At 42.2% G+C, this 26769-nt stretch carries 21 protein-coding genes; 10 read left to right on the top strand and 11 right to left on the bottom strand.

The features are described 5' to 3' along the window. Positions 1 to 203: 203 nt before the first annotated feature. From Q0Y52_RS00825 to Q0Y52_RS00810, 4 genes are all read left to right on the top strand, one after another. Positions 204 to 380: a hypothetical protein gene (locus Q0Y52_RS00825; RefSeq protein WP_297816756.1), complete on the top strand. Its 177-nt coding sequence runs from the start codon at positions 204 to 206 to the stop codon at positions 378 to 380. 542 nt (positions 381 to 922) lie between these two features. After that, on the top strand, positions 923 to 1570 hold the full coding sequence (locus tag Q0Y52_RS00820; RefSeq protein WP_297816753.1) for a LysE family translocator: 648 nt from the start codon (positions 923 to 925) through the stop codon (positions 1568 to 1570). Positions 1571 to 1993: 423 nt separating this feature from the next. Next, positions 1994 to 3859 carry a DUF885 family protein gene (locus tag Q0Y52_RS00815; protein ID WP_297816750.1) on the top strand — a complete coding sequence of 622 codons (1866 nt, stop codon included), beginning with the start codon at positions 1994 to 1996 and terminating at the stop codon, positions 3857 to 3859. A 451-nt stretch (positions 3860 to 4310) separates the two neighbouring features. Next, on the top strand, positions 4311 to 5336 hold the full coding sequence (locus tag Q0Y52_RS00810) for an arginine N-succinyltransferase (RefSeq protein WP_297816747.1): 1026 nt from the start codon (positions 4311 to 4313) through the stop codon (positions 5334 to 5336). Between the two features lie 267 nt (positions 5337 to 5603). On the opposite strand, the gene Q0Y52_RS00805 is transcribed toward Q0Y52_RS00810, so the two are convergent. The 8 genes from Q0Y52_RS00805 to Q0Y52_RS00770 all read right to left on the bottom strand — a co-directional run bounded on the left by Q0Y52_RS00805 (position 5604) and on the right by Q0Y52_RS00770 (position 15624). Continuing rightward, on the bottom strand, positions 5604 to 6443 hold the full coding sequence (locus tag Q0Y52_RS00805) for a carboxylate/amino acid/amine transporter (protein WP_297816745.1): 840 nt from the start codon (positions 6441 to 6443) through the stop codon (positions 5604 to 5606). Positions 6444 to 6656: 213 nt separating this feature from the next. Then, positions 6657 to 7454, bottom strand: coding sequence for a thioredoxin family protein (locus Q0Y52_RS00800; RefSeq protein WP_297816742.1), 798 nt, complete (start codon positions 7452 to 7454; stop codon positions 6657 to 6659). Positions 7455 to 7966: 512 nt separating this feature from the next. Continuing rightward, the gene (locus tag Q0Y52_RS00795) at positions 7967 to 9313 is read right to left on the bottom strand and encodes a nucleobase:cation symporter-2 family protein (RefSeq protein ID WP_297816740.1); all 1347 of its coding nucleotides are present in this window, start codon (positions 9311 to 9313) and stop codon (positions 7967 to 7969) included. 226 nt (positions 9314 to 9539) lie between these two features. After that, positions 9540 to 11843 carry a TonB-dependent receptor gene (locus Q0Y52_RS00790; protein ID WP_297816736.1) on the bottom strand — a complete coding sequence of 768 codons (2304 nt, stop codon included), beginning with the start codon at positions 11841 to 11843 and terminating at the stop codon, positions 9540 to 9542. A 461-nt stretch (positions 11844 to 12304) separates the two neighbouring features. After that, positions 12305 to 12628, bottom strand: a complete 324-nt coding sequence (locus Q0Y52_RS00785) for a hypothetical protein (RefSeq protein ID WP_297816733.1) — start codon at positions 12626 to 12628, stop codon at positions 12305 to 12307. Between the two features lie 365 nt (positions 12629 to 12993). Beyond that, positions 12994 to 13419, bottom strand: coding sequence for a PaaI family thioesterase (locus Q0Y52_RS00780; protein ID WP_297816730.1), 426 nt, complete (start codon positions 13417 to 13419; stop codon positions 12994 to 12996). Positions 13420 to 13552: 133 nt separating this feature from the next. Beyond that, positions 13553 to 14449, bottom strand: coding sequence for a fatty acid desaturase family protein (locus Q0Y52_RS00775; protein WP_297816727.1), 897 nt, complete (start codon positions 14447 to 14449; stop codon positions 13553 to 13555). A 251-nt stretch (positions 14450 to 14700) separates the two neighbouring features. Beyond that, positions 14701 to 15624, bottom strand: coding sequence for a DUF1295 domain-containing protein (locus Q0Y52_RS00770; RefSeq protein ID WP_297816725.1), 924 nt, complete (start codon positions 15622 to 15624; stop codon positions 14701 to 14703). Positions 15625 to 15969: 345 nt separating this feature from the next. Between Q0Y52_RS00770 and Q0Y52_RS00765 the strand changes: the two genes are divergently transcribed. Beyond that, a complete protein-coding gene (locus tag Q0Y52_RS00765) occupies positions 15970 to 16707 on the top strand; it encodes a crotonase/enoyl-CoA hydratase family protein (protein WP_297816722.1) in 738 nt (245 codons plus the stop codon). 276 nt (positions 16708 to 16983) lie between these two features. Here the strand turns inward: Q0Y52_RS00765 and Q0Y52_RS00760 are convergent, their stop codons facing one another. Next, positions 16984 to 18888 (bottom strand): beta-ketoacyl synthase, encoded by a 1905-nt coding sequence (locus Q0Y52_RS00760; RefSeq protein ID WP_297816720.1) that lies wholly within the window; start codon positions 18886 to 18888, stop codon positions 16984 to 16986. A gap of 147 nt (positions 18889 to 19035) precedes the next feature. On the opposite strand from Q0Y52_RS00760, the gene Q0Y52_RS00755 reads away from it, so the two are divergent. Further along, complete coding sequence (locus Q0Y52_RS00755; RefSeq protein WP_297816717.1) at positions 19036 to 20025, top strand: helix-turn-helix domain-containing protein; 990 nt, start codon at positions 19036 to 19038, stop codon at positions 20023 to 20025. 365 nt (positions 20026 to 20390) lie between these two features. Here the strand turns inward: Q0Y52_RS00755 and pckA are convergent, their stop codons facing one another. Together pckA and Q0Y52_RS00745 are read right to left on the bottom strand one after the other, a co-directional pair. Next, a complete protein-coding gene (pckA, locus tag Q0Y52_RS00750) occupies positions 20391 to 22040 on the bottom strand; it encodes a phosphoenolpyruvate carboxykinase (ATP) (protein WP_297816714.1) in 1650 nt (549 codons plus the stop codon). Between the two features lie 634 nt (positions 22041 to 22674). Further along, a complete protein-coding gene (locus Q0Y52_RS00745; RefSeq protein ID WP_271862133.1) occupies positions 22675 to 23067 on the bottom strand; it encodes a phasin family protein in 393 nt (130 codons plus the stop codon). A 266-nt stretch (positions 23068 to 23333) separates the two neighbouring features. Between Q0Y52_RS00745 and Q0Y52_RS00740 the strand changes: the two genes are divergently transcribed. The 4 genes from Q0Y52_RS00740 to Q0Y52_RS00725 all read left to right on the top strand — a co-directional run bounded on the left by Q0Y52_RS00740 (position 23334) and on the right by Q0Y52_RS00725 (position 26466). Further along, positions 23334 to 24572: a serine hydrolase domain-containing protein gene (locus Q0Y52_RS00740; protein ID WP_297816710.1), complete on the top strand. Its 1239-nt coding sequence runs from the start codon at positions 23334 to 23336 to the stop codon at positions 24570 to 24572. A gap of 329 nt (positions 24573 to 24901) precedes the next feature. Then, complete coding sequence (locus Q0Y52_RS00735) at positions 24902 to 25042, top strand: hypothetical protein (protein WP_297816707.1); 141 nt, start codon at positions 24902 to 24904, stop codon at positions 25040 to 25042. Between the two features lie 10 nt (positions 25043 to 25052). Then, positions 25053 to 25595, top strand: a complete 543-nt coding sequence (locus Q0Y52_RS00730) for a demethoxyubiquinone hydroxylase family protein (protein ID WP_297816704.1) — start codon at positions 25053 to 25055, stop codon at positions 25593 to 25595. A 382-nt stretch (positions 25596 to 25977) separates the two neighbouring features. Then, complete coding sequence (locus tag Q0Y52_RS00725; protein WP_297816702.1) at positions 25978 to 26466, top strand: ribonuclease HI; 489 nt, start codon at positions 25978 to 25980, stop codon at positions 26464 to 26466. Positions 26467 to 26769 lie beyond the last annotated feature (303 nt).

Raw genomic sequence — 26769 nt, 5'->3', positions numbered from 1 at the left:
TTCACCACCCTGCGGGCAACCTGAAGTTGTCCTAATTCATTCCCGATGCATTAGTCATCCAATAAAAGCCCCAACAAAAAGTGAACTGAATCGTCTTACTCACTATCTTAGTCAGCGTGTGGCGGGTTTTCTTGCGCGAGGGCTTATAAGTGATCGATGATGACAATGACTACCTGACTTTGGATGGGCTGGAAGACGTTCCGATGTTACAAATTCAGGGGTATTCCATTACTTACCGAATCGCTACAGGCAAACTGCAAGGACGAAAGGTCTTTACCTTGCAAAACATTGCACCTATGGCAGAGCAAGGTGTTGCGGCAGGCTGTGACGTTGCTTATTTTGAAGAGGATCTCGCTCTGGGGTATCAGAAAAAAGATTAGCAATGACGACTTACCCCAAGGTGCGCAGCCCACTTAAAACACCCTACCGTGACGGTAACCTCGGTGACCGGCGCAATCATGTAATCTTTGAGACTTTGGATTTTATTGCCCGTTGAGCGGCCTTGCACCTAAACCCCGCGTAAACCTCGCTAGATTTCATGGTGTTTTTTAGGATAGGTGTGATTGTTATTCTTATTGCGACAGCGTCGCCAACTAGGTACAACTGCGTTGTTAGATAAACTGGGGGCTATGATCTACCATAGGCTCGCTTTCTCTCTCCCTCTTTTCTTTCCCCTTTCCATCGCATTATACATGGTGATTGATGATGATTACTCATAATATATGACATGTATAGGGATGTTTTTATGTTAATGCCTATGTGATTATTAAGAGATAAATGTTGTTATTCAAAGCCCTTACGTTGGGGTAGTAATAATTTAATAACGTTTGATTGATTGGGGGCGCTGATTGTCTTGCTTGATATGCTATAAAATTATCTTGGGATTTCACCCGATAAAAAATGAATAAGTGAAGTTAGACTAATGCACATTTTAAATTTTGAAGCCTTCCTTGTAGCAATTGCGTTACTAACCATCACCCCTGGAATTGATACGGTGCTGGTGATCAAGAATACCAGTCGTAGTGGTGGCAAGGATGGCGTATTGACCAGCCTGGGTATTTGTCTCGGACTTTTTGTGCATGCGACGTTTTCTGCTGTGGGCATCTCTGCCATGTTACTTCAATCGGCTGGACTATTTCTTGCGATGAAATGGGTAGGGGCGGCGTACCTTATTTGGTTAGGCATGGGCGGCTTGAAAGCCGCTATTAAAGGTCACGCTGGGATTGCGATTGGTGATACTGATGTCAGATCATTTAGCGTTCGTCGGTCGCTCCAAGAGGGCTTTCTGTCAAACGTGTTAAACCCCAAGACCGCGGTGTTTTATCTTGCGTTTCTGCCGCAATTTATTGATCCACAATACTCTCCTTTCCTGCAAGCTATGACTATGGCCGGTATACACTTTATGATGGCTATGATTTGGCAATCTGGGCTGGCGGGAGCTGTCAGCTCTGCTAAACGCTTTTTTGCGAACCCTGCGGCGTTGAGGTGGATGGAAGGCATAACAGGCAGTGTATTGTTATGCTTGGGGGCGAAACTCATCCTGGATGAGCAAAACATAAGCCGTAGTTAATCGTAAAACTAAAAAAAATCTCCACATATATACTCAAAAAATTGCCTAGATACGCATTCTCAATACAACGAAATCAGGGTAATAATGTACATCAGTTGATTATCATAAATTCAAGGGCGTAAGCTTCACCGCAGATGAACTTTTTTGGTGACTATGTCATTACTGCTAAGCCTTTAACGTTTCATACAATGCAGTAATTCAGGTGATTTTTTCTCATTCTACGGATATTCGGTTAACGCTGTTATTTGCATGCAACCCGCTTAACCATTCATTTTTGCTGCTTCATTAATATGAAAAAGGTGCGGATCTGAAAAATTACGTTTATTCTAGCTGCACTCAATTTAAGCTGCACAGGATTACAAGGCCCTGCAGCAAGTTGAAGACAATCATTAAATTAGTCTTGTAACCACAGGAGAGCTTATTTTGTTATTAAGAAAACAGATTGCCATTGTTGTCAGTACAGCATTTTTAGCGGCTTGCAGTCATGACGTACCCACAGATACAACCGTTATAACTAAGACAGCACCAGCTGACACTGCAGCTGTGCAAATTATGGCGCCAGTTATGCAAACTGAATCAGAAAAAGCGAATGCATTATTTGAAGACATATTTACCGAGGGCGTAATGCGCAGACCGCAGTATCAAACATTTCTTGGTATTAAAGATGATTATGATAAGTGGAATGACGTTTCAGAGGAACGTATCCAAGAAAATCACGAAATTGCCATAGCCAATTTAGCTAAGATTAATAGCATTGATACATCAACACTTGACGCTCAAACAGCGGTGAGTTTGCGCCTGCAAAAGCAAACATTGCAAGATAATATCAATGATTATAAATGGCGTCATCATAACTACCCATTAAATCAAATGTTTGGTATTCATACACAAATACCCTCATTGCTGATCAATCAACACTCCATCGATAATGTGAAAGAAGCACAAGACTATATTGCGCGTTTACATGCTATTCCTGCGTTATTTTCTCAAGTTATTGATGGTCTCAAGCTTAGAGAAAAAAAGGGAATTGTGCCGCCTAAATTTGTCTTTCCTTATATTACCGAGTCGAGCATGAACGTGATTGCAGGCGCACCTTTTGATACAGGTGAAGACAGTGCTTTATTATCCGACTTTACAAAAAAGGTAAACAAACTTGAAATAGAGCAGGCTGAAAAAGATGCCCTTATTGCTGGTGCAGTGAGTGCATTGAAAGACAGTGTTAAACTTGGGTATGAAAATTTAATCTTTGCTGTTAAACAATTAGCCACTAAAGCCGATACTCGTGACGGCGCATGGAAATTTCCAGAGGGCGAAGCTTTTTTTAATCGGGCTTTACAACGCACCACAACCACAGACTTAAGCGCCCAAGAAATTCATGATATTGGTTTAAGTGAAGTGGCTCGCATACACACTGAAATGCGTGACATTATGAAGACGGTGAAATTCGAAGGTACCTTAAATGAATTTTTTGACTTTATGCGGGTGGATAAGCAGTTTTATTACGATGAAACGGCACAAGGTAAAGCGCGCTACTTAAGTGAAGCTACCGCCATCATTGATGATATGAAAACACGTTTAGATGAGTTATTTATTGTTAAGCCTAAAGCTGAATTAACGGTTAAAGCGGTAGAAGCCTTTCGTGAAAAAGCAGCCGGGAAAGCGTTTTATCAACGCCCTTCAATGGATGGCAGTCGCCCCGGTATTTACTATGCCAATTTATATCGCATGAGTGATATGCCAGTTTATCAAATGGAAGCCTTAGCCTTTCATGAAGGTATACCAGGGCATCACATGCAATTAGCGATTGCGGGTGAATTAGGTGCGTTACCTAAATTTAGACGTTTTGGCCGTTATACCGCCTATACCGAGGGTTGGGGACTGTATAGCGAATTTTTACCTAAAGAAATTGGCTATTATAAAGACCCCTACTCAGACTTTGGGCGCCTTGCAATGGAACTATGGCGCGCTTGTCGTTTAGTGGTTGATACAGGTATTCATGCCATGCAGTGGGACAGAGAGCAGGGTATTGAGTATTATGTTACTAATACGCCTAACCCGAAACCTGACGCGGTTAAAATGGTGGAGCGTCATATCGTGATGCCATCTCAAGCAACAGCCTATAAAATAGGCATGTTAAAAATTCTTGAGCTACGTGAAAAAGCCAAAACCGAAATGGGCAATAGTTTCGATATTCGAGAATTTCATGATGTGGTTCTCAAAAATGGCCCCGTACCATTGAATGTGCTTTCTGAGTATGTGGATGAATACATTCAATCTAATCAACTATAATCACTAAACTATTTAAGAAACAAAGCCCTTGCATGCGCACAAGGGCTTTTTTATTTGCGCAGGGTAGCTGGCAAACCCAGAGCAGCCGGGAAAAACACCCACTCTATTTTTATTTTTGCTAAAAGAACCTCCAATTGATTAACCAATTGATCAAGGCATCTATCGTAACTCACTTAAAATTGAGAGCTGTTTCCAGTCAAGATTAGGAGGGGCAGATAATAGTATCGTTCTCACCAGAAATAATGGGACAATGTGTGATTGATCTCGTGGTGTATTTAACTCACTAACCAAAGGTTACATGGCCAATACTTCAAACGTGCAGTAATACTGCCGCTAAGCATCTCACAGTTCCATTGGCTAGCGGGTCTGTGAGATACACGATTGCAAGTAACGACTTGCCTCCCACAAAAAAACAAGAGTACTTTCACTCACGTTGAACAAGGTGTTGCTTATGATCATTGTTAGGCCAGTAGAGATTACAGATATAGACTATCTTATGGAAATTGCTCTGGCAGCTTCGCCCGGAATGACAACACTGCCTCCAGACAGAGAAAGCTTAGAGCGAAAAATATTAATTTCATCAAAAAGTATCACCAGTACCATCAAAGAGCCGGGCAGTGAAGTCTATCTGTTGGTCATGGAAGATACTGATACAGGGAAATTAGTGGGCACAGCAAGTATCATCGCTAAATTGGGTATGGATGATCAGTTTTATTCTTATAAGCTCAATAAGCAAACCCAGTACAGCCGACAAATAAACAAGAAAGTGACAGTAGAAACGTTACATCTCACCAATCACTTTGAGGGGTTTGCAGAAGTGGCCACTTTATACCTCACTGATGCTTATCGCAAAAATGGGAATGGCAAACTATTAGCACGCAGTCGCTATCTGTTTATGGCCCAGTTTAGAGAACGATTTCCCGATAACGTCATGGCGGATTTGCGAGGATACTTTGATGAAAATGGGCGTTCACCTTTTTGGGAAGCACTAGGACGACACTTTTTTGATATGAGCTACTCTGAAGCTGATCTTTATGGTGCGCTTAATGGCAATCAATTTATTGCTGACTTAATGCCAAAACATCCCATTTACGTTAATTTATTGCCAATAGAAGCCAGAGACGTGATTGGGCGGCCAAACGATCAAGGCAAGCCTGCATTAGCGATGCTTGAAAAGGAAGGCTTTAGAAATAACGGCCAAGTGGATATTTTTGATGGTGCCCCCAGCGTAGACGCTCATATTGACGAACTAAAGACAATCAAAGATAGTCACAAGGCCAGGGTAAGTGGCACTGTGGCAGCTATGGCGCTTCAAGGTGAACCAGAATATTTAGTTTGTGCCGGTGATATTAGGTCCTATCGTGTCTGCATTAGTAGTTTGATGATTGAAACCGACGGCAGTGTACTATTACCCCAAACTGCCTTAGATGCGCTTAAGATTGGTATACCTGATTTCATTCGCTACTGTGCATCGTGAACTCGCAATATTTAACCAAGCGCCCGTTGTGGCGTGGGCTTGTCAGCTAAGCGTGTTAAGTTGCTGGTTATGTTACTGGTTAAGTTGTCGGTTAAAGTGGCCAACAGACACTTAGTTTTTGTCATCTTTTCACATTTTCACATTTTCACATTTTCATATTTTCATATTTTCATATTTTCATATTTTATAACGAGCCAGCAGGCAATATTTTGTCCACCGAAAATTAAGTGTTTATTGTTAAGTGTTTATTGTTAAGTGTTTATCTTATTAAGTGTTTATTTTGTTAAGTAATAATGCGGCCACAATAATCCCGGCGCCAATGCTCAACCTCAGTATGTCGGCCTCTGTATTCCATATTAGTACGTTCACAACAATACCTACTGGAATGAGTACATTATTCATTGCTGCTAACGCACCTACATTGACTAAGGTTGCGCCTTTATTCCATCCAAAATAGCCTAAGCCCGAAGCAACTATGCCTAAGTAGATGAGTACCCCCCATTGAGTTGCTGTGCTGGGTAACTTATCTGTATTGCCAAATAAAACATAGCACACAGTAGCGACTATTAATGCGCCAATAAAAAACCACCCAAAAACATTTTTATGATCCAGCTTACTGTTGCTCATTAAATGTTTGTAAGTCACTTGCCCTGTGGCAAAACACACATTGGCGGCCTGCACTAATAACAAACCCATCAAAAAGTGACTATTAATACTTTCATAGCGAATAGCTAACGCACCACACACGGCAATAATGGCTATAACCAAAAAACGCGGGTTAAAATGCTTTTCAAGTGCATCGTTTATCAGGGTGATGTAAATGGGTGTCATTACCGTAAATAATAATACTTCGGGTACAGATAAATATAAAAAGGAGTGATAGTAAAAACTATACATGGCGCCAAGTTGTATCGCGCCAATGAGCATGAGCTTTATTGCTAAGGGTTTGGGTGTTTTTTTAAACTTTAAAAACGGTAAAAAAACTAAAGTCGCCAGCGCAATGCGCATCAAAACGCTAAACCACGCATCAACTTGTCCTGCTAAATACACCCCAATTAAACTAAATGAAAATGCCCAAAGCAGAGTCACTGCAAATAAATAGCTCATAAACTTCATCGTTAAATAATTAATGGCTGCAGTTTATCTGTTATAAACAAAAAAAGCTCACCAGTGGGTGTTTACCAGCATGACTCTAGTGGCGGATTTCATCCGACACTGCTTGTCCATTAAAATACTGAGTGTTTAACAAGATACCCATCGCAATTCACCTGCAATTTAAATGAGTGTCTTAGTCAATAGTTTGCAAATATAGTTTGCGTGTTATTCTTCCCAGCTGAATGCTGGATATTGTGGAAACGCCAGCGCCGTTGTATCACCCTGTGTTGATTTGATTTTTGCCTCATCGATGAGTTTTGCTATATCACTTGGGATGGCTGTTCTATAGCTTTTTACTTCGCCCCAGATGTGTTTAAACTCGTCTGTTGATCCGTTATCCGTTTCTTCATAGCGTTTTAATAATGGCTCTATAATTTGATATGCTCGGTATAATCGAGTGGCTTGTCTGTTCTCAAACTGACGTATTTTCTCTAAATAAGCCAATAAAGCCGTATCGCCCATTCCTGCTTTAAAAGGCAGTGCAAAGTCTTGAGAGAAATAGTCATGATACTCGGCTAGCTCTAATGAATCAGCATTAGTCCAATGCATGATTGAGGCCTGATTTAATAGAGTATTTGTCTTCGGGTCGATGATTAAAACAGTAGGTGTACCGTAAAATATCGTCTGGTTAAGCTGCTTAATAGCCTCAAACCCCGTGGAAAAATAGCCAACATCAACAAATACCGTTTCATATTGCTGTTGTAATATTGCGTGCATTTTTGGCGTTGAAAAACGCTGTGACAATCCGCGACTGTCATGGCACCACTGTGCCCCAAACACCACCAATAAGCGCTTATTCTTTAATATTGCCGCGTTTCGCTTGTCATTCATGTCCTGTAACACAGTCTTGCTGGGTACAAACTGGTATTCAGGCAAAACGGGCATAGTATCAGCAGCCAAGGCGCTATTTATAAAACAAGCACCCAAGATCATCACTAAAAATATCACGCTTTTTCTTATCATTGTCTTTCCTAGTCGGCCTATTTATGGGGATCGTTATAAATTTTTACGTGGTAAGGCAGCGCCTTATTTAAAAGTAAAAATAATAATGATTCGATAGTAGCACAGGCGTATAGGCGTCTAATGTGTAATCAAACGTATCTGATGAGTGGTCAACATTTGGCTCGAAACGTGAGAGGCTTTGGCTTACTCCGTTGAACCCCTGCACAACACACGATTGATGCTTATTGCAAACTAAAAATGGCGAGCTGTTAAGTGTCTTCAGGCGAGGGGGTAAACCCATAAATAGCTATATTACAAATCCACTTATTGTTAGAACGCCACCTGAAGGTGGCAATCGTTTAGACCACGTTGGCTATTGGTTCCCAAAGGTGGATCGCCTTATGACTATGGAAGAGGGCATAGCGGCTAGTTGCAATATTTGTCTGCGGTTGGATGATTAATTTTCATAAACCATAAAACCTGACCTGATACTGATAAATATAATCACGCTCTTCCTGTACTTCTCGTACTTTCTACTCTTGCTGCTCTTTCAATTCTGGCAAGAGCAAGCTTAATAACATTGCCGAAAGTCCAGCAGTGGCTGCGGCTGAACTAAAAATATTTTGTACCAGCTCGGGTGTTTTCGAAAACACATCAGGCACCAGTGTTAAGCCCAAGCCAAGACCAAGGGAAACAGCAATAATAATCATCTTTCTGCGATCGATGTATTCTGATGCCAATATTTTGATACCCGCTGCCGCCACTGTGCCAAACATAACTAGGGTGGCGCCCCCCAACACTGGTTTGGGTATTTGTTGCAACATATCACCCACACCTTGGAATAGGCCAAGCAAGACTAAAATCCCAGCGATGTACATGCCGATATGTCTGCTGGCGATCCCCGTGAGCTGGATCACCCCAGTGTTCTGACTAAAGGTAGTATTAGGAAATGAATTTAACACGGCGGCGATCATGGAATTGATGCCATCCCCAAGAACCCCACTCTTAATCCTTTGGATATAACGTTCTCCGGTAATGGGTTGGCCGGAAATAATACAGTTTGCAGTAATATCACCGGTTGTCTCTACCGAACTGATGATATAAATCACCGCCAATGGAATAAAGGCAGCTAGTTCAAAGTTAAAACCATACTTGAAGGGAATAGGCAGGCTAATGGCTGCTGATGGCAGCAAATCACCTGGGGCAAGCATACCTGTAAATGCTGCGAGCCCAAAACCGGCAATAAGGCCGACCACAATGGAAGACAGGCGAACCCAGTTGTTGCTGGATATATTCATCAATACGATCACAGCAATCACAAAAAAGCCCAGCATTAAATTCGCGGGACTACCAAAATCAGAGCTACCCACCCCACCTGCCAAGTCAGTCATACCTACTTTGATCAGGCTAATGCCAATACTGGTGATCACGATACCTGTCACCAGTGGCGTGACTATTTTACGTAACCGTGGGATAAATTGACTGAGGCCTATTTGTACAAAAGCACCCACAAAACACAGGCTGGTGATTAACGCTATAATTTCCTCAGGCCCGCCTCCGGCGTCACGAGCAATAAACCCGGCACCTAATATCGCCCCTAAAAAAGCAAAACTGGTACCTTGCACACAGAGCATGCCAGCGCCTATGCCAAAGGGTTTATAGGCTTGTATAAAAGTGCCTATTCCCGATGCAATGAGGGCCATGCTGATTAGGTAGGGTATGTGTTCCTGCAGCCCTAGAACGCTTCCGATTATAAGAGTTGGAGTGACAATACCAACAAAAGAGGCGAGCAAATGTTGTATCGCTGCGAAAAATGCTTCTAAAACGGGTGGTTTGTCATCGAGTTGATATATCAGTTCCGACGGTCTTTCACTGCTCATAAACCCGTACCTTTTGTTGTGGTGTTATATAATGGAACACGTTTAGAAAAGTTTCCATCCCAAAATTTGTTATCACGTAAGCCAATGCTTGCTCACTGCTGTGATTTCAATGCGTAACTTTTAATTGCTAATTGCTAACTGCTAACTTTTGACGTTAATGCATAATTAAAAGCCCAGAAAAAAATCTGGGCATACAGTTTTGATATTTTTGTAATACTAATCGGCTCTAGAAATTGTATCTAAAGCGAGCTATTAACTGACGTGGCGCCACGTATTGGAAGCCGGTTTCGTTCACACCAAACACATCAGTCATAGCCGAGTTGATGCCATCCTCGTCCAACATGTTGTAAGCAATTAAATCTACGCCCCATACCTCGTCAGAATTATCATAAGACACTGATAGATTAATCAAGTCATAGGAGTCAACCGTATCCACTTCTGGGTTATTGAATACCCGCTGCTCAAACTCGCCGCGGAAGGTATACTGTAAGCTAGCACCAATATAGGCACCGTCTTTCAACTGGTCTTCAAAGCCCAAGCTAATATCAGCCGTCAAACTAGGCGTTTTTGCCAACTCATTTCCACTCAAGTTTTGTAGAAACCGAGCTACGTCTCGGTTGGCTCCATGAATTTCTTCTTTGGCAGGTGTGACACCATCGGCAAGGAAGACGTCTTCAATCAGTAGTCGGTTGTCCAAGGCTAAATAATCTGCAGACACTTCTGACTCCATGCTTGCTAGTTTCACATCTAGGCTAAATCTGTCACCAATGAGTGCGGTCATTTCAAGCTCTATTCCATAGATTTCAGATTCTGGGATATTCGATACACCACTACCAAACTCGTTAAAGTCAGAGGCCTGAAATTGTAAGTTAGTGTAATCATAATAAAAAGCCGCAACGTTGGTGCGTACTCTACTGTCCATAAACTCTGTTTTAAAACCTACCTCATAAGCGTCGATCGTTTCGTCTTCGAATGCCGCACGAACTAGTGCATCATCCCCTTCTGAAAAGGTCAAGTTACTGCCCCCTGGTTTTAAACCACGGGTGTATGAAGCATATGTCATAGCGTCATCGCCGGCATCCCATTCAAGCGCTATACGGCCAGTAAGATCTTCGGTTTTTGGATTAATAAAGGAAGGCGAGGGGGCGAAAAAGTTAGAAACGGTACTTTCCACTTCATCCTTAGTGTAGCGAAGACCTGTAATCAAACGTACCGTTTCTGATATTGGGTAGGTTGTTTGACCGTAAAAAGACAACGATTCGCGCTGCGGGTTGGAGTCAGAAATAAAGCCTCGGTCGCCGCCAAATACGGCTGGAAATGAAGGGATATAGCCATCGAGCACACCATCGCGACCCACATCAAGCTCCTCCCGAATAGTGATATCTATGTCAGTATCAAGGAAAAATGCGCCAACTATCCAATCTAACTTGCCAAACAGAGGCTGGTTAGAAATAACGTTCAGCTCTTGGGTAAAAGTAGTTTGAATATTCACTTCAGGATTAAACACACTGATTTGGATCTCTGGATTGGTAACAAAGGAATGACGGTCATTATCACGTACCACAGTAATGTCGTCTTTTTGATAGCTGCTTAGTGACTTTATGACTGCAAAACCAGCATCCCATTCTGCTATTAATCCGTATACTTGAGACTCCAGCTCATATGCAGAATCGGTATCTTGTGACAAATTTCGTGCACCTGGCGTGGGGTCGTCAATTCCCTTGATACCGGCTCCGTTTGAGTCTCCGCTAAAGTACTGAGCCAAGAATCGAAGACTTAATGTATCGCTTGCGTTCCATAGCCAATCAGTGCGCATCGATAAATTATCGATGTTATCCATGTCTTTGCCAACGAATGTTTCACTTGGGTTGAGCACATTAGGACCGTTGTAGACATTTTGAGTGTATCCATCTTGTGTCGCCCTGCTGAAGGAGGTGCGCATAGCTAGGTCATCACTGATAGGTACATTTACAGTGCCTCGCACTTTGATTAAATTGTCAGTGCCCAAGCTTACATCTGCTTTACCCACAAAATCATCAAAGCTGGGCTTTGTGCTTATCACATTGATGGCACCACCTGTGGAATTTTGTCCGAACAAGGTACCCTGAGGACCACGCAAAATTTCTATGCGCTCAATATCAATAAAATCAGTTTGTAGCGCATAAGGTGAGGCAATATAGATACCGTCAATATGATACGAGACCGATGGATTAGCTGTGGCATTTTGGTTCGCTTCATTGCCCACGCCACGGATCGAAATAACCGTTTTAAACCCTTCATTTTTTGCCACAGTGACACCGGGGGCGATGGCACTTAAATCGACAAAAGATAAAATATTTTTATTATCGAGATCTTTCGCGGTAAAAGCGGTTACGGCCTGGGATAAATCCTGCAAACTTTCACCACGCTTTTCAGCTGTCACTACGATTTTCTCGATAGCACGCTCTTGTGCATTGACGGATAGTGCTGCCATATTAGACACCGCAATGGCCACTGCTAGATATTTCAATTTAAAGGTTGTTGTGTTCATTTTGCTCTCTCTGGATGAATTAAAAAAATTGTGGTGATAGGTGTTTGCCATTTTGATTGTCTGTATTTAATTGTAAATGCAGGCTTTATGAGTCGTGCGTAGTTAATAAATAGCAGGAAAGATGCCAATTTATTGACCATTTAGACAAGATTTGGGGGGCTTAGTTAATTAACTGATAAATATGTAATTTATTTGAAATTAATGGGTTTTCATGGGGAGTGATACGGTATTGAAGTGAATTTTCGTTGCTCTTAAAATGTGCAAAAAAAAATGACATTGCACAATGAATGCGCGCCTTAAATGAAGGTATGGCACTTTCAATAAAATGCCTAAATGAAATAAGAAAACATCCGAGAATGTGAAAGCATTAATGGCGAGTTAGTTGAAGATAAAAAGGTGGCTATGTCAATTATCAGGTTTATTTTACAAATCAGAGTTCATTAACACGACACACATTATCGTCAAATTGTTTTATGTTCGGTCTCACTGTTTGCCCTGAATGTGGGTAATTTAAGGGCATACCCAAATCCAGCTCGCCACACATCTATATGCACATTATTCTCAAACCCAGGCATATCATCGATACTGATATTGTGAAGACAATCCTCATATCCAAGATGGAATACCCGATAAAGCACAGCCATAGCTTGCCCTGCGCTGGCCAAAGTAATGCCTTTTAATTGGGCATAAAGCTGAGTGGCATGTTCACGCTCTTTAGCTAAAATAGCCCTGTAAATCTGCTCAAGAGTAAGATGAGCGGGTTCTGAAGTCAGAATTTTGGACATTTGACACCTCGATTTGACAGGTTGTAAAGATGATTTAACTGTAATTATATACAGTATTTATTTTAAATCAATTTGCTTTGGTATTTTACTTTCACGGTATCGGTTGATAGGGAATTTGTTTCCTTAAACCTTAGGGACAGATCCGGTGAAACTGTCAATTTGGTGAAGTATGACTGCGTCGCATAACGTGAATTAGGGGGGAAGGGCTACCACTTAAAGTCTATGCCCCCCTTATTATGTGCTCACGAATACTATGCTAACGGGTAGTTTTAAAACTTTATTGATTTGACTCAATGTTTAGGATCGTTTTTAACGACCGTTTTAAGCCACAACGAATTTGAAAAGGCTTGGTGCGCTTTCGTTCATTATTGCTTAGGTGCTCGCAGTAGTTTAGCAACTGAGCTGGCCGTCGCGGTTAACTCATTATCTTGGTTATATACGTGACCTTCCATAAACGCTGTTTTGTAGCTTTGCTTAATTACCCAGCCTTCAACACGGAGCTTTCCAGCACGTGTTGGTGCAAGGTAAGTGGTTTTTATTTCAAGGGATGAGACATTTAAAACTGCTTGGTCGCAGATAAAAATAGCATGGCTCATGGCTGCATCAAGCATGGCGGTAACAAACCCACCTTGAACCACGTCAATTGAATGGCAGAAGTCGTTGCTGATATTAAATTCAAAGGTACAGGCTGTTTTGTCAGTATCGACATCTACGAGCTGGCCACCAAGCATGCCAATGAATTTTGGGCCACGCAGGTTTATTTTTTCGATCATCGCTTTTTTGGGGTTCATACATACCTTTGTCTTTAATTAAAATGATAAGCAGAGTAAGCCTAAGATTGGCTTTGAGTAACACAGTCGATGGGCAGTTATACCCTACACAAAGTGCCAGCGTCACCCAATAGTGCGGCCTTTTATGTTGAGGTTAATTTACTACACCTCGCAGCATCGCGATATAACCTGAGGGTAAAGGGGTGTTCTTATAAGCCTTTTTAGCTATCAGCCAACTGTGCATCAGTGGCAAGTTGTAGGGGGGGACTGAAGGCAATAAATGATGTTCAATATGATAGTTAACGTATACTGGACAGACCAATAATCTCTCCCACCCTCTTGAAAGAGTAGTACGGGTATTTTCAAACATATTTCCACTATTGGGGTTGGGCACAACGGCATGTTCACCCACATGGCGGATGCGAAGAAATAGAAAGTATGTCGTATGATAAGCCAGTAACCAAATCAGATATAACCACGGAACATTAAGCGCGTAGCAGCATAAAAATAACGCTAGGTTGACTGCTAACCCTCTGAGTAAGGCACTATTTTTCACCATGCTCTTTTGAGATGGATGCCGAGTGTTGAGTATATAAAACCAAAGCTTCAGTGCGGTTAAACCGCTCAGATCCCGTAACACTTTACGCATTAACGACGCCTTGCTGATAGGATAAGCCGCGTAGTTACCTAAGTCAGGATCTTGATCAGTACCCACGTCTTTGTGGTGAGTGGTGTGTTGACGAGAGTAGGTTTGCATATCTGAAAATATGGGGGCGGCCAGCAACCAGGTACCGATAAATTGATTGAGTTTGGATGATTTAAAAAGACTGTTATGGCCGCAATCATGCATTAAAATCGCAAAGTTAAGTTGCCGACCACCAATCATTAACAGGGCAATGATGATGGTGACAATGTTCGGCCAAAGCGCAACAACCAACATGGCAGCTATCACCCCTGTCCAGCAGCTAACAAGCAACACAGTGGCACGCAGATTACTCTTGTTCATCAGTTGGATTATTTCTTGTCTGGTGAGTATGTCATGTGCTTTCATCGGCTTATCCTAGCATGCCCACTCTGACACAGACTATCAAAATGTTTATCCGGGGGGAGCAACGTGCTCCCCCCAAGATTTAAGCTAATTGCAGCGATTTTTCCGGTATTTTGACATTGCGTGGCTGTATGTAGTGACTTTCGTCGCGCACCATCCTTTACCTGCATTTGTTTAAGTGGGCTTAGCCTCAGTCAGGGGCTAAACCTCAGTTAGGGGCTAAACCTCAGTTAGGGGCTTAACCTCAGTTAGGCCTAATCTTTTTTATGTTTAGGCTTCCCGGGGAAAAATATATTGGTACTGGCCTGGTAATCTTTATAAGCAGGGCGTTTTAGAACAGAGTAATGTTCTGCAGGTACCGCGCCTGTGTAATAAACCAGTGTGGTGTACATAAATCTGGATGTAAAAAGTAGCCCTACGGCCAACAGTCCCCATATCAACAAAGACTCACGCTCATATAATGCTATCCAAGAAGGGATAGCAGCAATCACCAGTCCATTCCAAACCATCCATTCGGCAAAATAGTTTGGGTGCCTAGTGAACCGCCAAAGTCCCACATTACAAACTTGATTTTTTTCGCCAGCCTTGCGCTTATCCTTCAAAAATTTCAGTTTTTGTGCGTCTGCAACTGACTCCATTACAAAAGCACTTATCCACACTAACAGGCCTATTATTTCCAATAGAGAAAATTCTGGGTTGGGGTTGGAAGCGATAATAAACGCGGGGATCGCCAAAAATGATGCATTGGCAAGGCCTTGCACTAATGCTTCTACCTGCATCGCTAAACGAACATTGGTTTTGCCCGCTTTTTTCCAACGTATTTTTTGATACTCATAACGGGGGAACTCTTTTTTCAGGTAACCTAATTTCCACATTTTTAGTGCACCTAAGCCCATCCTTGCGCCAGCAAAAATGTAAGCCATACTGACCAGTGCACTGCGCAGGCTATCACCATCGCTAAATAGGTAGGTGAGTATGCCAATTAACACTAAGCCCCAAGGCCAACCAATATCTACGTAAGACATTCGGCCCGTGCGCCAGGTGGGTATACACACCACTAAAAGAAATAAAACCAATTGAAGCCCACCATTGAGTAGGCTAATGGAATACAGGGAAGATGTGAGCAACAACAGGCACCAGCCTGTTAAATATGGTGCAAAGGGTAAAAAGATTTTCATTGTGTTCTTATTGACTAGGCGAATCGAATTACTCTAGCATTTTTTAGTGCGGTATTCTCAGCGCATTCATCACTTGATACCTGAGGTGTCTGGAGAATATTTTAATTCGTCAACGCCATAGGGAAGATTTTCCATGTCGCTTACGTTGGCACCTCGCGGTTTATGTTTTATCTCAAACCATTATTTCATTATTGACGTACAAGCTAGTGACATAATGTAAGTTGACACCCAATCGATAAATTTAACGTTGTTTCGTCCCTGCTAGATGATGCTGTAATCTCAGCATAATGAGTCAACAAACAGAACTGGGCCACAGGATTTTTTTTACCTAACCAAGGCCCCTTTTTGACTAAAAAGCAGGTAGTATTCGTACCAAATAAAAATTCAAAACAAAGTCGAGGAAATAGAAATATCATGAAATATGAACTACTTGAAGGCGGTATCGCCAAAATTTCACTAGACAATGGCAAAGCTAACGCCGTGTCTTTCGACCTTGCCCAAGAATTTATGGCTAACCTAGACCGTGCTAAAACAGAAGGCAAAGGTGTGCTAATTACAGGGCACGTAGGCATATTCTCTGCGGGGTTCGATCTGAAGGTTATGGCGACTGGCCCAGAAGCAGCCCAAAAGATGATTTCTGCCGGTATGCTGTTACTAGAAAAAATCTATTCACACCCACAACCAGTGGTGGCAGCCTGTGAAGGCCATGCTATAGGGATGGGCGTGTTTCTTTTACTGGCATGTGATTACCGTATAGGTGCATTGGGCGAATACGTCCTTAAACTGCCTGAAACGGCAATTGATATGCCTTTCAACTCAACCTTGAGAATACTGGCGAAAACCCACATCGATCCGATGTATCACATACGGGCTATCGTTCAATCACAGGGTTACTCCGCTTTGCAAGCCGCTAAAATTGGCATGTTGGACGAAGCGGTTGAAGCAGGCAAAGTACAAGAAACCGCTATCGCGAAATTGACTGAGCTTTGTGAGCTGCCAAGCATGCGTTATGCAGAAAATAAATTGTTCATGCGAGCAGAAGAAATCCAAGCCATTTATGAGTCTTTGCACGAGGACAGTTAAAGACCTAATGAGGCGCTGGAAATATAGGACGTATAGGACGCATAGGAAAGATAAGAAAGATAAGAAATATAGTGCAGTGCATCTAAACGCGGTTATTTAGAGCAACGCAATATTGATTCGATACTGGTTATCTATAGTTATTGTTGCTGCATGTTACATAATACCAGGCGTATACCTGCAAGGTCAGTGAATCTGTACTGATCATTACCAGCAGGTATCTGCCTAATCTGCGCCTCTGTTTCACATTCAGTGTCTTTAATTGACCGAGCTCACCTGTTACATCATGTCTTTAAAACGGTTTTTCATCTTTAAGTCGATAGGGTTAGCGAATCCGGGGATATGCATTTTTTCATCGGTCATATGAATGTCGTTTTCATCGATAAGATCCTGACCAAAATGATAAATAGTGTCAAAGTTACCTTGGGTGGCGGCGACGTCGTAGGCGCTCGCTTTATGTCGCACTTGCTCACGTTTTGACTCATAAGCTGTCATTTCTTCAGTGCTGTATCGTTTGCTTAGCATAGTATTGACCACTTGCGGTGACAACACACTGGCGGTGGCGTTGTTACCGCCAAATCCTTTGGAATTGAGAAACGCTACGTCAATATTCCCAGCACCTTTATTAATATCTGTTATTGAAATGTTGAGTCGTTCATCAAACACATCGTCTGCCACTTTATCGATGGTTTTAATGCCTGGAATTAAGCCGTGTTTAAACACGCCCAGACTTACCATCAGTTGTTCTGCACTGGCGGGGGACAAGGGATGACCCAAATAAGCTTTTGGCGCCGTGACAGGCCAATCTTTTATATCAAATACCTTTGCTATTTCATGAAAAATGCGAGACTCAGTGACACGGTTGGCTGGGGTACTTGAACCATGGGCTTGAATAAAAGACCGCTTGCGAACTGACTCGTCTCCCACAATCGCGCGAGCGGCAGACACCGCTTTAGCCATTGTAATGTAGTTACCAGGGCCGGGGGCGGATATGGATTTTTTATAACCATCCGCATTAATAAATACATCGCTGACTGCGCCATGAATGTCAGCCCCTAGCTCTAAGGCTAATGCATCGTCCATTAACACCACATATTGGGTTGATTCTGCGATGGTAAAACCACAGTTGTCTCCAAAAGGACGACTGGATCGGCGATGGTCAACGGTTTCAGTTTGGTCTAAACGTTTTAAATTGTCTTCGCTGGCCAATGCGCCCATGGTGGCATAACCATCAATTATCTCTGGTAATATTGGTGCTTCAGCATTGCCCACCACTGCCACCCTGCGTTTGCCAGTATTGATATCTTCAATCGCCGCTTTAAGATTATACAAAAAGCTGGCACAGGCTCCCACAATGGCACTAGTGTGGCCTACGCTGCCTAGTACATAGGCATTCACAAAATCAGCAGGCATAGTATTGAGACCTAAGGGACATTGCTTGGTGCTGACTCGTCCACCCTTTAGGCGGGATTGGAGCATGCCACCAAAGCCGTTCTCATCAAGTTGCGACATGGCATTACTGGCGTATACTCCTATTTCATCTGGCTTGACAGCATCGACTACTGTTTTCCAGTCAATGCCTAATGAACGAATGGCGTCTGATGCACCCATGATTGCCATTTGTAAGGCGCGGGGATGAAAGCGCGCATTGTAGTGATCGCTAGGGTTAAATCCAGAAGGTAATTGTCCCGCGACCTTGACCGGACATTCACGATAACTGTCAGTCTTAAATTCAACATCACCAATAATTTCAATTTTAACATTTTCTTTATCGATATCACTTATGTGCCAGCTTGTGGGCAAAGGCTTGGGTAATTGTTTACGACTTAATTCAAAACAAATTCCTTGCTTGTCAGACGAACGCATAGTGATATTTTTCTGCCAATGCACCGCATCCACATCAAAGTGACTCTTTTCGATTTTGCGAATAAGTGTGGAACGCAAAATTTGCTCGGAAAAGTGCTCAACCACTGCTTGTGCAGTGAAAGACTGCTCGTTTATATCTTTATAACTGTCGTTTTCAAAACGCACGAGTTTCATCATGGTAGCCAACCCAAGTAAGGTGTCTTGGCGTTCACTGGCAGGTAAACTTTCTATGACCATGCGTTTGTAAGCGTGGTGAGATGAACTGCGACCAGCGGCATTAAAACCACCAAATCCAACGATGACAGGTAATGAAGACATACGTAAAACACCCAATGTTTTGATTGAAGGCAGTATATTGCCTTGGTGAGTTATCTGGGAGGGTTATATTGGCCATAATTCATGGTATTTTAGACAAGTAAGCAGTATTATTGTGAAATTACCGGTTAAACATAACAAAGTCGACTCGTGCATAAAATTACCTTTTTACTCTGCGATAATATGTTGGCGACCAGTGCCACCTTGCCTTTTGAAATGTTACGCGCCGCCGAAAGTGCCGCTCGTGGTAGGGGGGGGCGCAATGTTGAGCCGGTTATCATTCAAACCACGGCGATAAACAAACTGCCAATGAAAACCAGTGTTGGCTTCCCACTGTTGCCTGATATTTTGCTTGAAGAGGCAGGTAACAGTGATATTATTTATTTACCAGCACTGTGGCGAAACCCGCGACCTGTTGTAAAAAAACATCCCGAAATTTTAGGTTGGCTGCGTAAGGCTTATGAAAATGGTGCCATGATTTGTGCAGTAGGCACGGGAACTTGTTTTTTAGCAGAGGCTGGTTTACTAAACGATAAACCTGCCACCACCCACTGGCATTATTTTGATCAGTTTCAAAGAGATTACCCGAGGGTAAAATTGAAACGCCAATATTTTATTACTCAAGCTGGAAACTTATACTGCTGTGCCAGCGTGAATGCGATGGCTGATCTCACTGTGCATTTTGTCAAACGTATTTATGGCCAAGCAATAGCCAGTTTTGTTGAACGGAATTTTTCTCACGAAATTCGCCGTTCCTATGAAAACACCAGTTATTACGAAGGAAGTACCAAGCAGCATCCAGATGAGGATATTGTGCAGGCGCAAATTTGGTTGCAGGATAATTACCATCGACAGGTTAAGATAAGCGAAGTAGCAAGTCGTTTTGAGATGAGTGTACGCACCTTTAACCGTCGTTTTAAAAATGCCACTGGGCAATCGCCACTGCAGTATTTACAGGGAGTACGTATTGAAATCGCAAAGGATTTATTGCAAACCAGTAATCTGAACGTGAGTGAAGTGGCAGATAAAATTGGCTATCAGGATGTGGGATATTTTACTGCTTTGTTTATGAAAATGCTGTCAACGTCGCCTCGTGAGTACCGAGCTACAGTGCGCGCCAAATTATTTACAGTTGATTGAATATCGTTAGTCTAACCAATGACATTCATGGTGTAATTTTACCCCTAAATACTCTAATCAGTATTGGTCATTCGAATGCAAGGCCTGAGTCTACAAGCCTTGCGTTCGGGCCGATAACATTTCCAGTTACCCCGTGTTTTTAGGTTTTAATCTGAATTGGGCTTGCTGTCGTTTACTGCATCAGTCTAAATTTTGGACTACATATTTTCAATCATTGTAATACCAATCGCCATAAGTTATTACCCCCTCAGGGAGATTTAAAGCCGCTTAATTAAGGATCATGGATTCAATAATAGTTGTGCTGATTGATTTAGGGACAGGCAATCATTTGCTTAGTGCGTGGTTCGCTTCTGCAGTCAACTATTTTATATATGAGGACCTGCTAAGGTCAGGGCTTTGCCTTCTTCGTTATCAGTAAACTTAGTAAAGTTGTCGATAAAGAGTGTGGCTAATTGTTGTGCTTCTTTTTCCCATTCAGCTTCGCTTGAATATGTATTTCGTGGATCGAGAATGTGACTCTCTACGCCCGATAATGTTGTTGGGAAAGCAAGGTTAAAATAGGGAAGGTTTTCACACTCAGAATCTTCTACTTCACCACTTAATATGGCGTTAATGATCGCCCGTGTTGCCGCTAAGCTAATACGTTTACCCGTGCCATTCCATCCCGTGTTGACTATGTATGCACTGGCACCTGCATTAGACATTCTTTGCTCGAGTACTTCGGCATATTGTGTGGGATGTAAGCTCAGGAAAGCCTGTCCAAAACAAGATGAGAACGTAGGCGTAGGATGATTAACACCACGCTCAGTGCCTGCCAGTTTGGCAGTGAAACCTGACAAGTAATGATACTTAGCTTGTTCACTGGTTAAACGTGATACTGGAGGAAACACACCAAAGGCATCAGCAGTTAAGAAAATGACTTTTTTAGCATGTCCCGACTTGCTAACGCCTAATACGCGGTTGTCAATATGTTCAATTGGGTATGAGACTCGGGTGTTTTCTGTTTTAGCGTTATCAAAGTAGTCAGGTATATTGCCCTTTACCACAACATTTTCTAATAAGGCGTTACGTCTAATGGCATTATGAATTTCTGGCTCTTTATTGGCATCTAAGTCAATTGTTTTGGCATAACATCCCCCCTCGAAATTAAAGATCCCCTCATCGTCCCAGCCATGTTCATCATCACCAATTAATGCTCGTTGTGGATCAGCTGATAATGTGGTTTTTCCGGTCCCTGATAAACCAAAAAATATAGCGGTATCATTATCTTTACCGACATTGGCCGAGCAATGCATCGACGCTATGCCTTGCAGAGGAAGAAAATAGTTCATCATTGAGAACATACCTTTTTTCATTTCACCGCCATACCAAGTCCCCCCTATCAATTGCATTTTTTCAGTTAAGTTAAATGCGACAAAGGTTTCAGAATGGGTGCCGTGTTTTTCAAAATGTGGATTGGATGTTTTTGAAGCATTCATCACCACAAAATCAGGCTCAAAATTATCAAGCTGCTCCTCTGTAGGACGAATAAACATATTTTTGACAAAGTGTGCTTGCCAAGCAACTTGCATAACAAACCTGACATTAAGTGCGGTATTCGAATTTGCACCACAAATGGCATCCACCACATACAGATCGCTATCTGAAAGTTGTTGTTGACTGACTTTTTTTAATGCTTGCCAAGTGTCTAAGGAAATGGGCTTGTTATCGTTGTTATTGTCAGCGGTTCTCCACCAAACAGTATCCTTGGTGGTATCATCTTTTACTAAAAACTTATCTTTGGGCGAACGCCCTGTATATATTCCGGTATCGACATTGACTGCCCCTGAATCTGTTACTGTTCCTTTTTCATAACCCGTTAAGGCTTCATCAGTTTCGGCGGCGAACAATGTGTCATAACTTGGATTATGGACAATGTTGCTGATGTTGTTGAGCCCAATGCTGTTGAGATGCGCGCGGACTTTATGGAGTCTGATATTGTTTGATGCGCTGGGCTGCTGTTCTTTGATTGTCATAAGTTGATCCAATAGTGATTATCTTGAGCTTTTTTGCCAAACGATACTTTTTAAAAAAATATCGCGCTGCGTGTACCGGACATGTCATCTGTTGCGTTCCTACTTAGTTTTATACACAAACCAAAAGGATAAATCACAACAACGGCTATATCTTGGTTATAAGTGCTGTGAATAAAAGATGACAGAGCCCAAAAGTCATAAGATTGAAGCGTCAATAACCTCTTAAAGCCTCAAATAAGAACAATAATGTATGTCTTTTTACTTTCACTTACCTTCACTTCACGTACTTCCATCACCCAGAAAGATATATTTTAGTTGTGAGCATGTAAGCATGTAAGCATGTGAGCATGTGAGCATGTCAAGGGTAAACATAGAATGGGTGTGAGAAATTAAGTAAGTAATGTATGTGTGTATGATTGACGGTTTATTCTGAGGGATATGTATTCGATGAGCGTGACTATGGCGCTAACCTGACGCAAACATGGCTGTAACCTGACGCTAATAAGGCTGATGTAGATGATGTAATGGTCGACGTAAACTGACTGAAATAGACTATTGGGCTGTCAGTGAAATAGTGTCTATTGCTTATAAAAAAGAGAGCCTGAGTGCTCTCTTTTTTCAAATTAGAGTGAAATTACGCTTTTTTCACTGCTGGTTTCGTCGCTAATTTAGCAACAGCAGCCGTTAATGCGTCAATTTTGTCACTTAAGTCTGCAATTTTTTTGTCAGTGTCAATATTGTTAAGACCAAGCTTAGTGCGAACGGTTTCGATGCGAGTTTCGATTTCAGTTTTAGCCGCTACTTTGGTTTGCACGTCTTTAACTTTATCTTTGCCTTCTGTTTCAAGTTTTTCACCTTTAACAACTAACTCATCAAACAACTTGTTTGAGTCAGTAGACAATGTTTCAAAACGGCCTTTCACTTCTTCGTAGCCTTTACCGTATGCGCCAAGACCCGCTAACCATACTTTACGCGCCATTTCTTCTGCTGAGGCGGCTTTTTCTTTGATCATGTCGATATTGTTCATAATATTTACTCCGTGGATGTTTAAAATTAAGTCTCTGCTTTCGATGAAATATATATTACGGATGAAAATTAGAAATCGCATACTAATTAATCAATCTTATTCTGGTTTTTTAATCAAAGGGTAAAGATGGAATAAATGTTGGAGTTGATTAAGGTCATTTTTACCGCCCAGAAAAGCCGGATATTGCTGATTGCTTAGGCTTGGGATAGCGATTACTCTGTCTCAATACCTGTTAAGATTAACTCGTTAACGTAAATGAGAAGTGTATGTCAAAAATAGACGTGAAGACTAAATCAGGTCGGGTGAGTGGATTTTGCGATCCGAAATTCCATCATGTCGCTGAAGAATTTGTGAAAAATTTTGAAGTGCGTGGAGAAATAGGCGCATCGGTGTCTCTTAATGTTGAAGGTGAGACATTAGTGGATTTGTGGGGGGGATATAGCGAGCCAGATACAAAAACGCCTTGGGCGAAAGATACCCTATCACTGGTTTTTTCTTGCACGAAAGCCGCTACCGCACTGTGTGCCCATAGGCTTATCGATCAAGGTAAAATGGAACTTGACGCATACGTAAGCCAGTACTGGCCAGAATTTGCTCAAAATGGTAAACAGAATGTGACTGTGAGGATGATGCTAAACCATTCTGCTGGGTTGCCCGCATTTCACGAGCCAATCAAAGAGGGGGGCTATTATGATTGGGACTACATGATTGAGCGCTTATCTGCAGAAGCACCTTTTTGGGACCCAGGTACGCGTAATGGATACCACCTGATGTCCTTCGGTTGGACTGTTGGGGAGCTTGTTCGGCGTGTGTCGGGAATGTCACTGGGTCGTTATTTTAAAGAAAATTTTGCTGAGCCCTTGGGACTCGATTATTGGATTGGTTTGCCTGAAGAGCATGAGGAACGCACCGCACGCATGCTCCCTTACACGCCGAGTGCTGAGGATAAACCCACAGATTTTATAACCCATATAATGACTAAACCGGCTTCTATTCAACATTTATGTTTTCTCAATTCCGGTAACTTTCAACCCAACTGCCGTGAGGCGCATGCCGCAGAAATAGGTGGTGGTGGGGGGATTGCCAACGCTCGCGCACTCGCAGGATTGTTTGCACCTTTAGCCAATGGAGGCAGCTTAAATGGTGTCACTCTACTATCAAGTGATCATATCGCTAAGATGAGTGCGGTTTCTATGGCGACAATGGAAGATGCAACTTTGTTGATCCCCACGCGTTTTGCTCTGGGTTTTATGAAGTCAATGGATAATCGTTACCGCAGTTCGGGTGATTTGGAAACTGCTATTATCGGAGATAAGGCTTTTGGTCACGTTGGAGCAGGTGGCAGTATTGGTTTTGCCGATCCTGAATGTCATCTTGGGTTCGGTTATTCCATGACTAAAATGGGGGCTGGTTTAATGTTGAATGATCGTGGTCAAATGTTAGTGGATGCAGCGTATACAGCATTGGGTTACCGCACCAATGAGCCCGGACATTGGGTGAAGTAATGCAATAGTTGGCTGGGTATTTGATAAAAGCATTAGGTTGTGTTGTTAACCTTTTCCTTTCCTTTCTTTTCTTTCCCCCCCCCCTTTTTTTCCTTTTTCCTAACTCTCACCCCCCCCCTGACTTAACAGAAGGTCATTTTTAAACGCTCAGTGTTTTCAAAATACAACGCTTAGTCTTTAATGTAGGGTCATTATTGCAATGGTTTTAAGGCAAACGGCAAGGCTTAACCAGACTTGTGGTTTAATCGATAAACTCACACCTTGATATGATCCTCTTTCCTCACAAGGCGTAACTTCATTTATGTATACATTTTATTTTGGGAGGGAGTGTGGGTACACCTTGGGTAGCTTACACAGTGGTCGGTTTGGCAATATTAATGATAGTCGTTCTTGGTGTCGGTTTGACAACCATGTCTCATAAAAGTGGTAATGCACAAGTACCTAAACAAGGTATCAATAAAGATGCCTGAGGTAAGGACAATGGATAACATACGATACGCATCCTCTATTCGTGCTGAACTTCGTGCAAGCCATGCCGGAGAAACGGGTGCAGTTTGGATATATCGCGGTATATTGTTGGTCAATCGTATTAAACGTGACTCCGATATTGACACGTTTGCACAACATCATTTAGCGACAGAGAAAGACCATCTTGTTCAATTTGAAAACCTTATTCATCGGTTTAGAGGCAGTGCTTTGCTTGTTATTTGGATCTTTGCTGGGTTCATGATGGGGGCATTGTCGATGATGCTCGGGAAAAACTGGGTTTATTACACGATTTACCAAGTAGAGTCATTTGTTGACGTTCATTACAGACAACAAATCAATACTCTGTCAAAGCTTGAATTTCTTGATAAGACCGACATCATAAAAATGATGGAAGCGTGTAATGCAGATGAGCAAGCCCACAGAGACGAAGCGCTGAAAGAGATGAAAAACGAACCTCATTTTATGATGCGGATTTGGGGCAAACTGGTTGCAACTGGATCACATTATGCTGTCGTTTTAGCTAAATTGTTATAACGTAAATTGATGGGAAAATCACAAAGAGACCGGGAACTGAAACACTGCGATGACTGTGCAGAACCTGAATCAGTATTGTATCGGATCCGATTGCAGCAACCAGGCCCTTGGGTTTTTGTTTGTTTAAACTGTCAAAAAAAAGTTAAAAGTCAGCCTCATTACCAATATGGCGGCACGTGGAAACAGAAAAAGCGACATTGAGATTAATGCGTGCCTGTTGTGACTGTGTCGAGTCAATATCCGGCTTAGCCCCACCGCGTTATTCACCAAACTAAATACGTCCACTTTAGATTTTAGCCTGTTTTGACTCGCACTTTTAGCCCCATTGGGTGCGCAATATGCTATAAAATTCAACCATCACTGTATTTTGAGCGAGTCAATAATGCTTCACTTAGAGGTTTTCACAGACGGTAGTGTGAATACGCAATTAAAGGTGGGTTATGGCGCTTATCTGATAGTATCAAAACAGAGTCAGTCTATAGACAGCCTTCAAGAAAAGGTGAAAATCAAACGTTTTGAAAACACGAGTTCGACTAAGTTAGAATTACAAACCCTGTTGTGGGCACTGGATGACATCATTACTGTAGCTGAGGCAAGGGATATCAGTTTGTGCATTTACACCGATTCCCAAAATATTATTGGTTTGCCTGGCAGGCAAAGTGCCCTTGAACAGAATAATTATTTTTCGAGTAAAAATAAGAGGCTCAATAATTACGAGCTGTACCAAGCGTTTTACCGCTTAACCTCGGGCATAAAATACACCTTAGTTAAAGTGTTTGGCCATCAGGTATCAACCAAAAAAAGTGAAGTAGATACGCTGTTCTCATTGGTTGATAAGGCATCTAGGCGAGCGTTGCGAGAAGAGTTTTAAGCTGTGCTTTGGGTATTCTTAGTGTTTCAACTAGTGTTTCAACTAGTGTTTCAGCCAAACACCCCACAGCTTGATTTCAGATTTTCCACATGTCTACACTTAAATTTATGTTTCTATTACGTTTGTGGGTAACGAAGATGCTTTTCCGTTACCCACATTTACTCTTTTATTTACCTAGCTGTTGCACTATTGCTACACCAACCGCATGGGCACTGGTAGGGTTTTGGCCTGTAATTACACGTTCGTCTTCGATGACAAACTCCCCCCAAGGTTGCACTTTACTGTAACGAGCAGCGTTACGAG

It is taken from the genome of uncultured Paraglaciecola sp., from assembly GCF_943787955.1.
GTDB lineage: Bacteria > Pseudomonadota > Gammaproteobacteria > Enterobacterales > Alteromonadaceae > Paraglaciecola.
This window is presented reverse-complemented; position numbering and strand designations above follow the sequence as displayed.

What these genes read in the sequence shown, in the direction of transcription:
- Q0Y52_RS00825 (WP_297816756.1), top strand. Translation starts at nt 204, where the DNA reads ATGTTACAAATTCAGGGGTATTCCATTACTTACCGAATCGCTACAGGC.
- Q0Y52_RS00820 (WP_297816753.1), top strand. Translation starts at nt 923, where the DNA reads ATGCACATTTTAAATTTTGAAGCCTTCCTTGTAGCAATTGCGTTACTA.
- Q0Y52_RS00810 (WP_297816747.1), top strand. Translation starts at nt 4,311, where the DNA reads ATGATCATTGTTAGGCCAGTAGAGATTACAGATATAGACTATCTTATG.
- Q0Y52_RS00805 (WP_297816745.1), bottom strand. Translation starts at nt 6,443, where the DNA reads ATGAGCTATTTATTTGCAGTGACTCTGCTTTGGGCATTTTCATTTAGT.
- Q0Y52_RS00800 (WP_297816742.1), bottom strand. Translation starts at nt 7,454, where the DNA reads ATGATAAGAAAAAGCGTGATATTTTTAGTGATGATCTTGGGTGCTTGT.
- Q0Y52_RS00795 (WP_297816740.1), bottom strand. Translation starts at nt 9,313, where the DNA reads ATGAGCAGTGAAAGACCGTCGGAACTGATATATCAACTCGATGACAAA.
- Q0Y52_RS00790 (WP_297816736.1), bottom strand. Translation starts at nt 11,843, where the DNA reads ATGAACACAACAACCTTTAAATTGAAATATCTAGCAGTGGCCATTGCG.
- Q0Y52_RS00785 (WP_297816733.1), bottom strand. Translation starts at nt 12,628, where the DNA reads ATGTCCAAAATTCTGACTTCAGAACCCGCTCATCTTACTCTTGAGCAG.
- Q0Y52_RS00780 (WP_297816730.1), bottom strand. Translation starts at nt 13,419, where the DNA reads ATGAACCCCAAAAAAGCGATGATCGAAAAAATAAACCTGCGTGGCCCA.
- Q0Y52_RS00775 (WP_297816727.1), bottom strand. Translation starts at nt 14,449, where the DNA reads ATGAAAGCACATGACATACTCACCAGACAAGAAATAATCCAACTGATG.
- Q0Y52_RS00770 (WP_297816725.1), bottom strand. Translation starts at nt 15,624, where the DNA reads ATGAAAATCTTTTTACCCTTTGCACCATATTTAACAGGCTGGTGCCTG.
- Q0Y52_RS00760 (WP_297816720.1), bottom strand. Translation starts at nt 18,888, where the DNA reads ATGTCTTCATTACCTGTCATCGTTGGATTTGGTGGTTTTAATGCCGCT.
- pckA (WP_297816714.1), bottom strand. Translation starts at nt 22,040, where the DNA reads ATGACAATCAAAGAACAGCAGCCCAGCGCATCAAACAATATCAGACTC.
- Q0Y52_RS00745 (WP_271862133.1), bottom strand. Translation starts at nt 23,067, where the DNA reads ATGAACAATATCGACATGATCAAAGAAAAAGCCGCCTCAGCAGAAGAA.
- Q0Y52_RS00740 (WP_297816710.1), top strand. Translation starts at nt 23,334, where the DNA reads ATGTCAAAAATAGACGTGAAGACTAAATCAGGTCGGGTGAGTGGATTT.
- Q0Y52_RS00730 (WP_297816704.1), top strand. Translation starts at nt 25,053, where the DNA reads ATGGATAACATACGATACGCATCCTCTATTCGTGCTGAACTTCGTGCA.
- Q0Y52_RS00725 (WP_297816702.1), top strand. Translation starts at nt 25,978, where the DNA reads ATGCTTCACTTAGAGGTTTTCACAGACGGTAGTGTGAATACGCAATTA.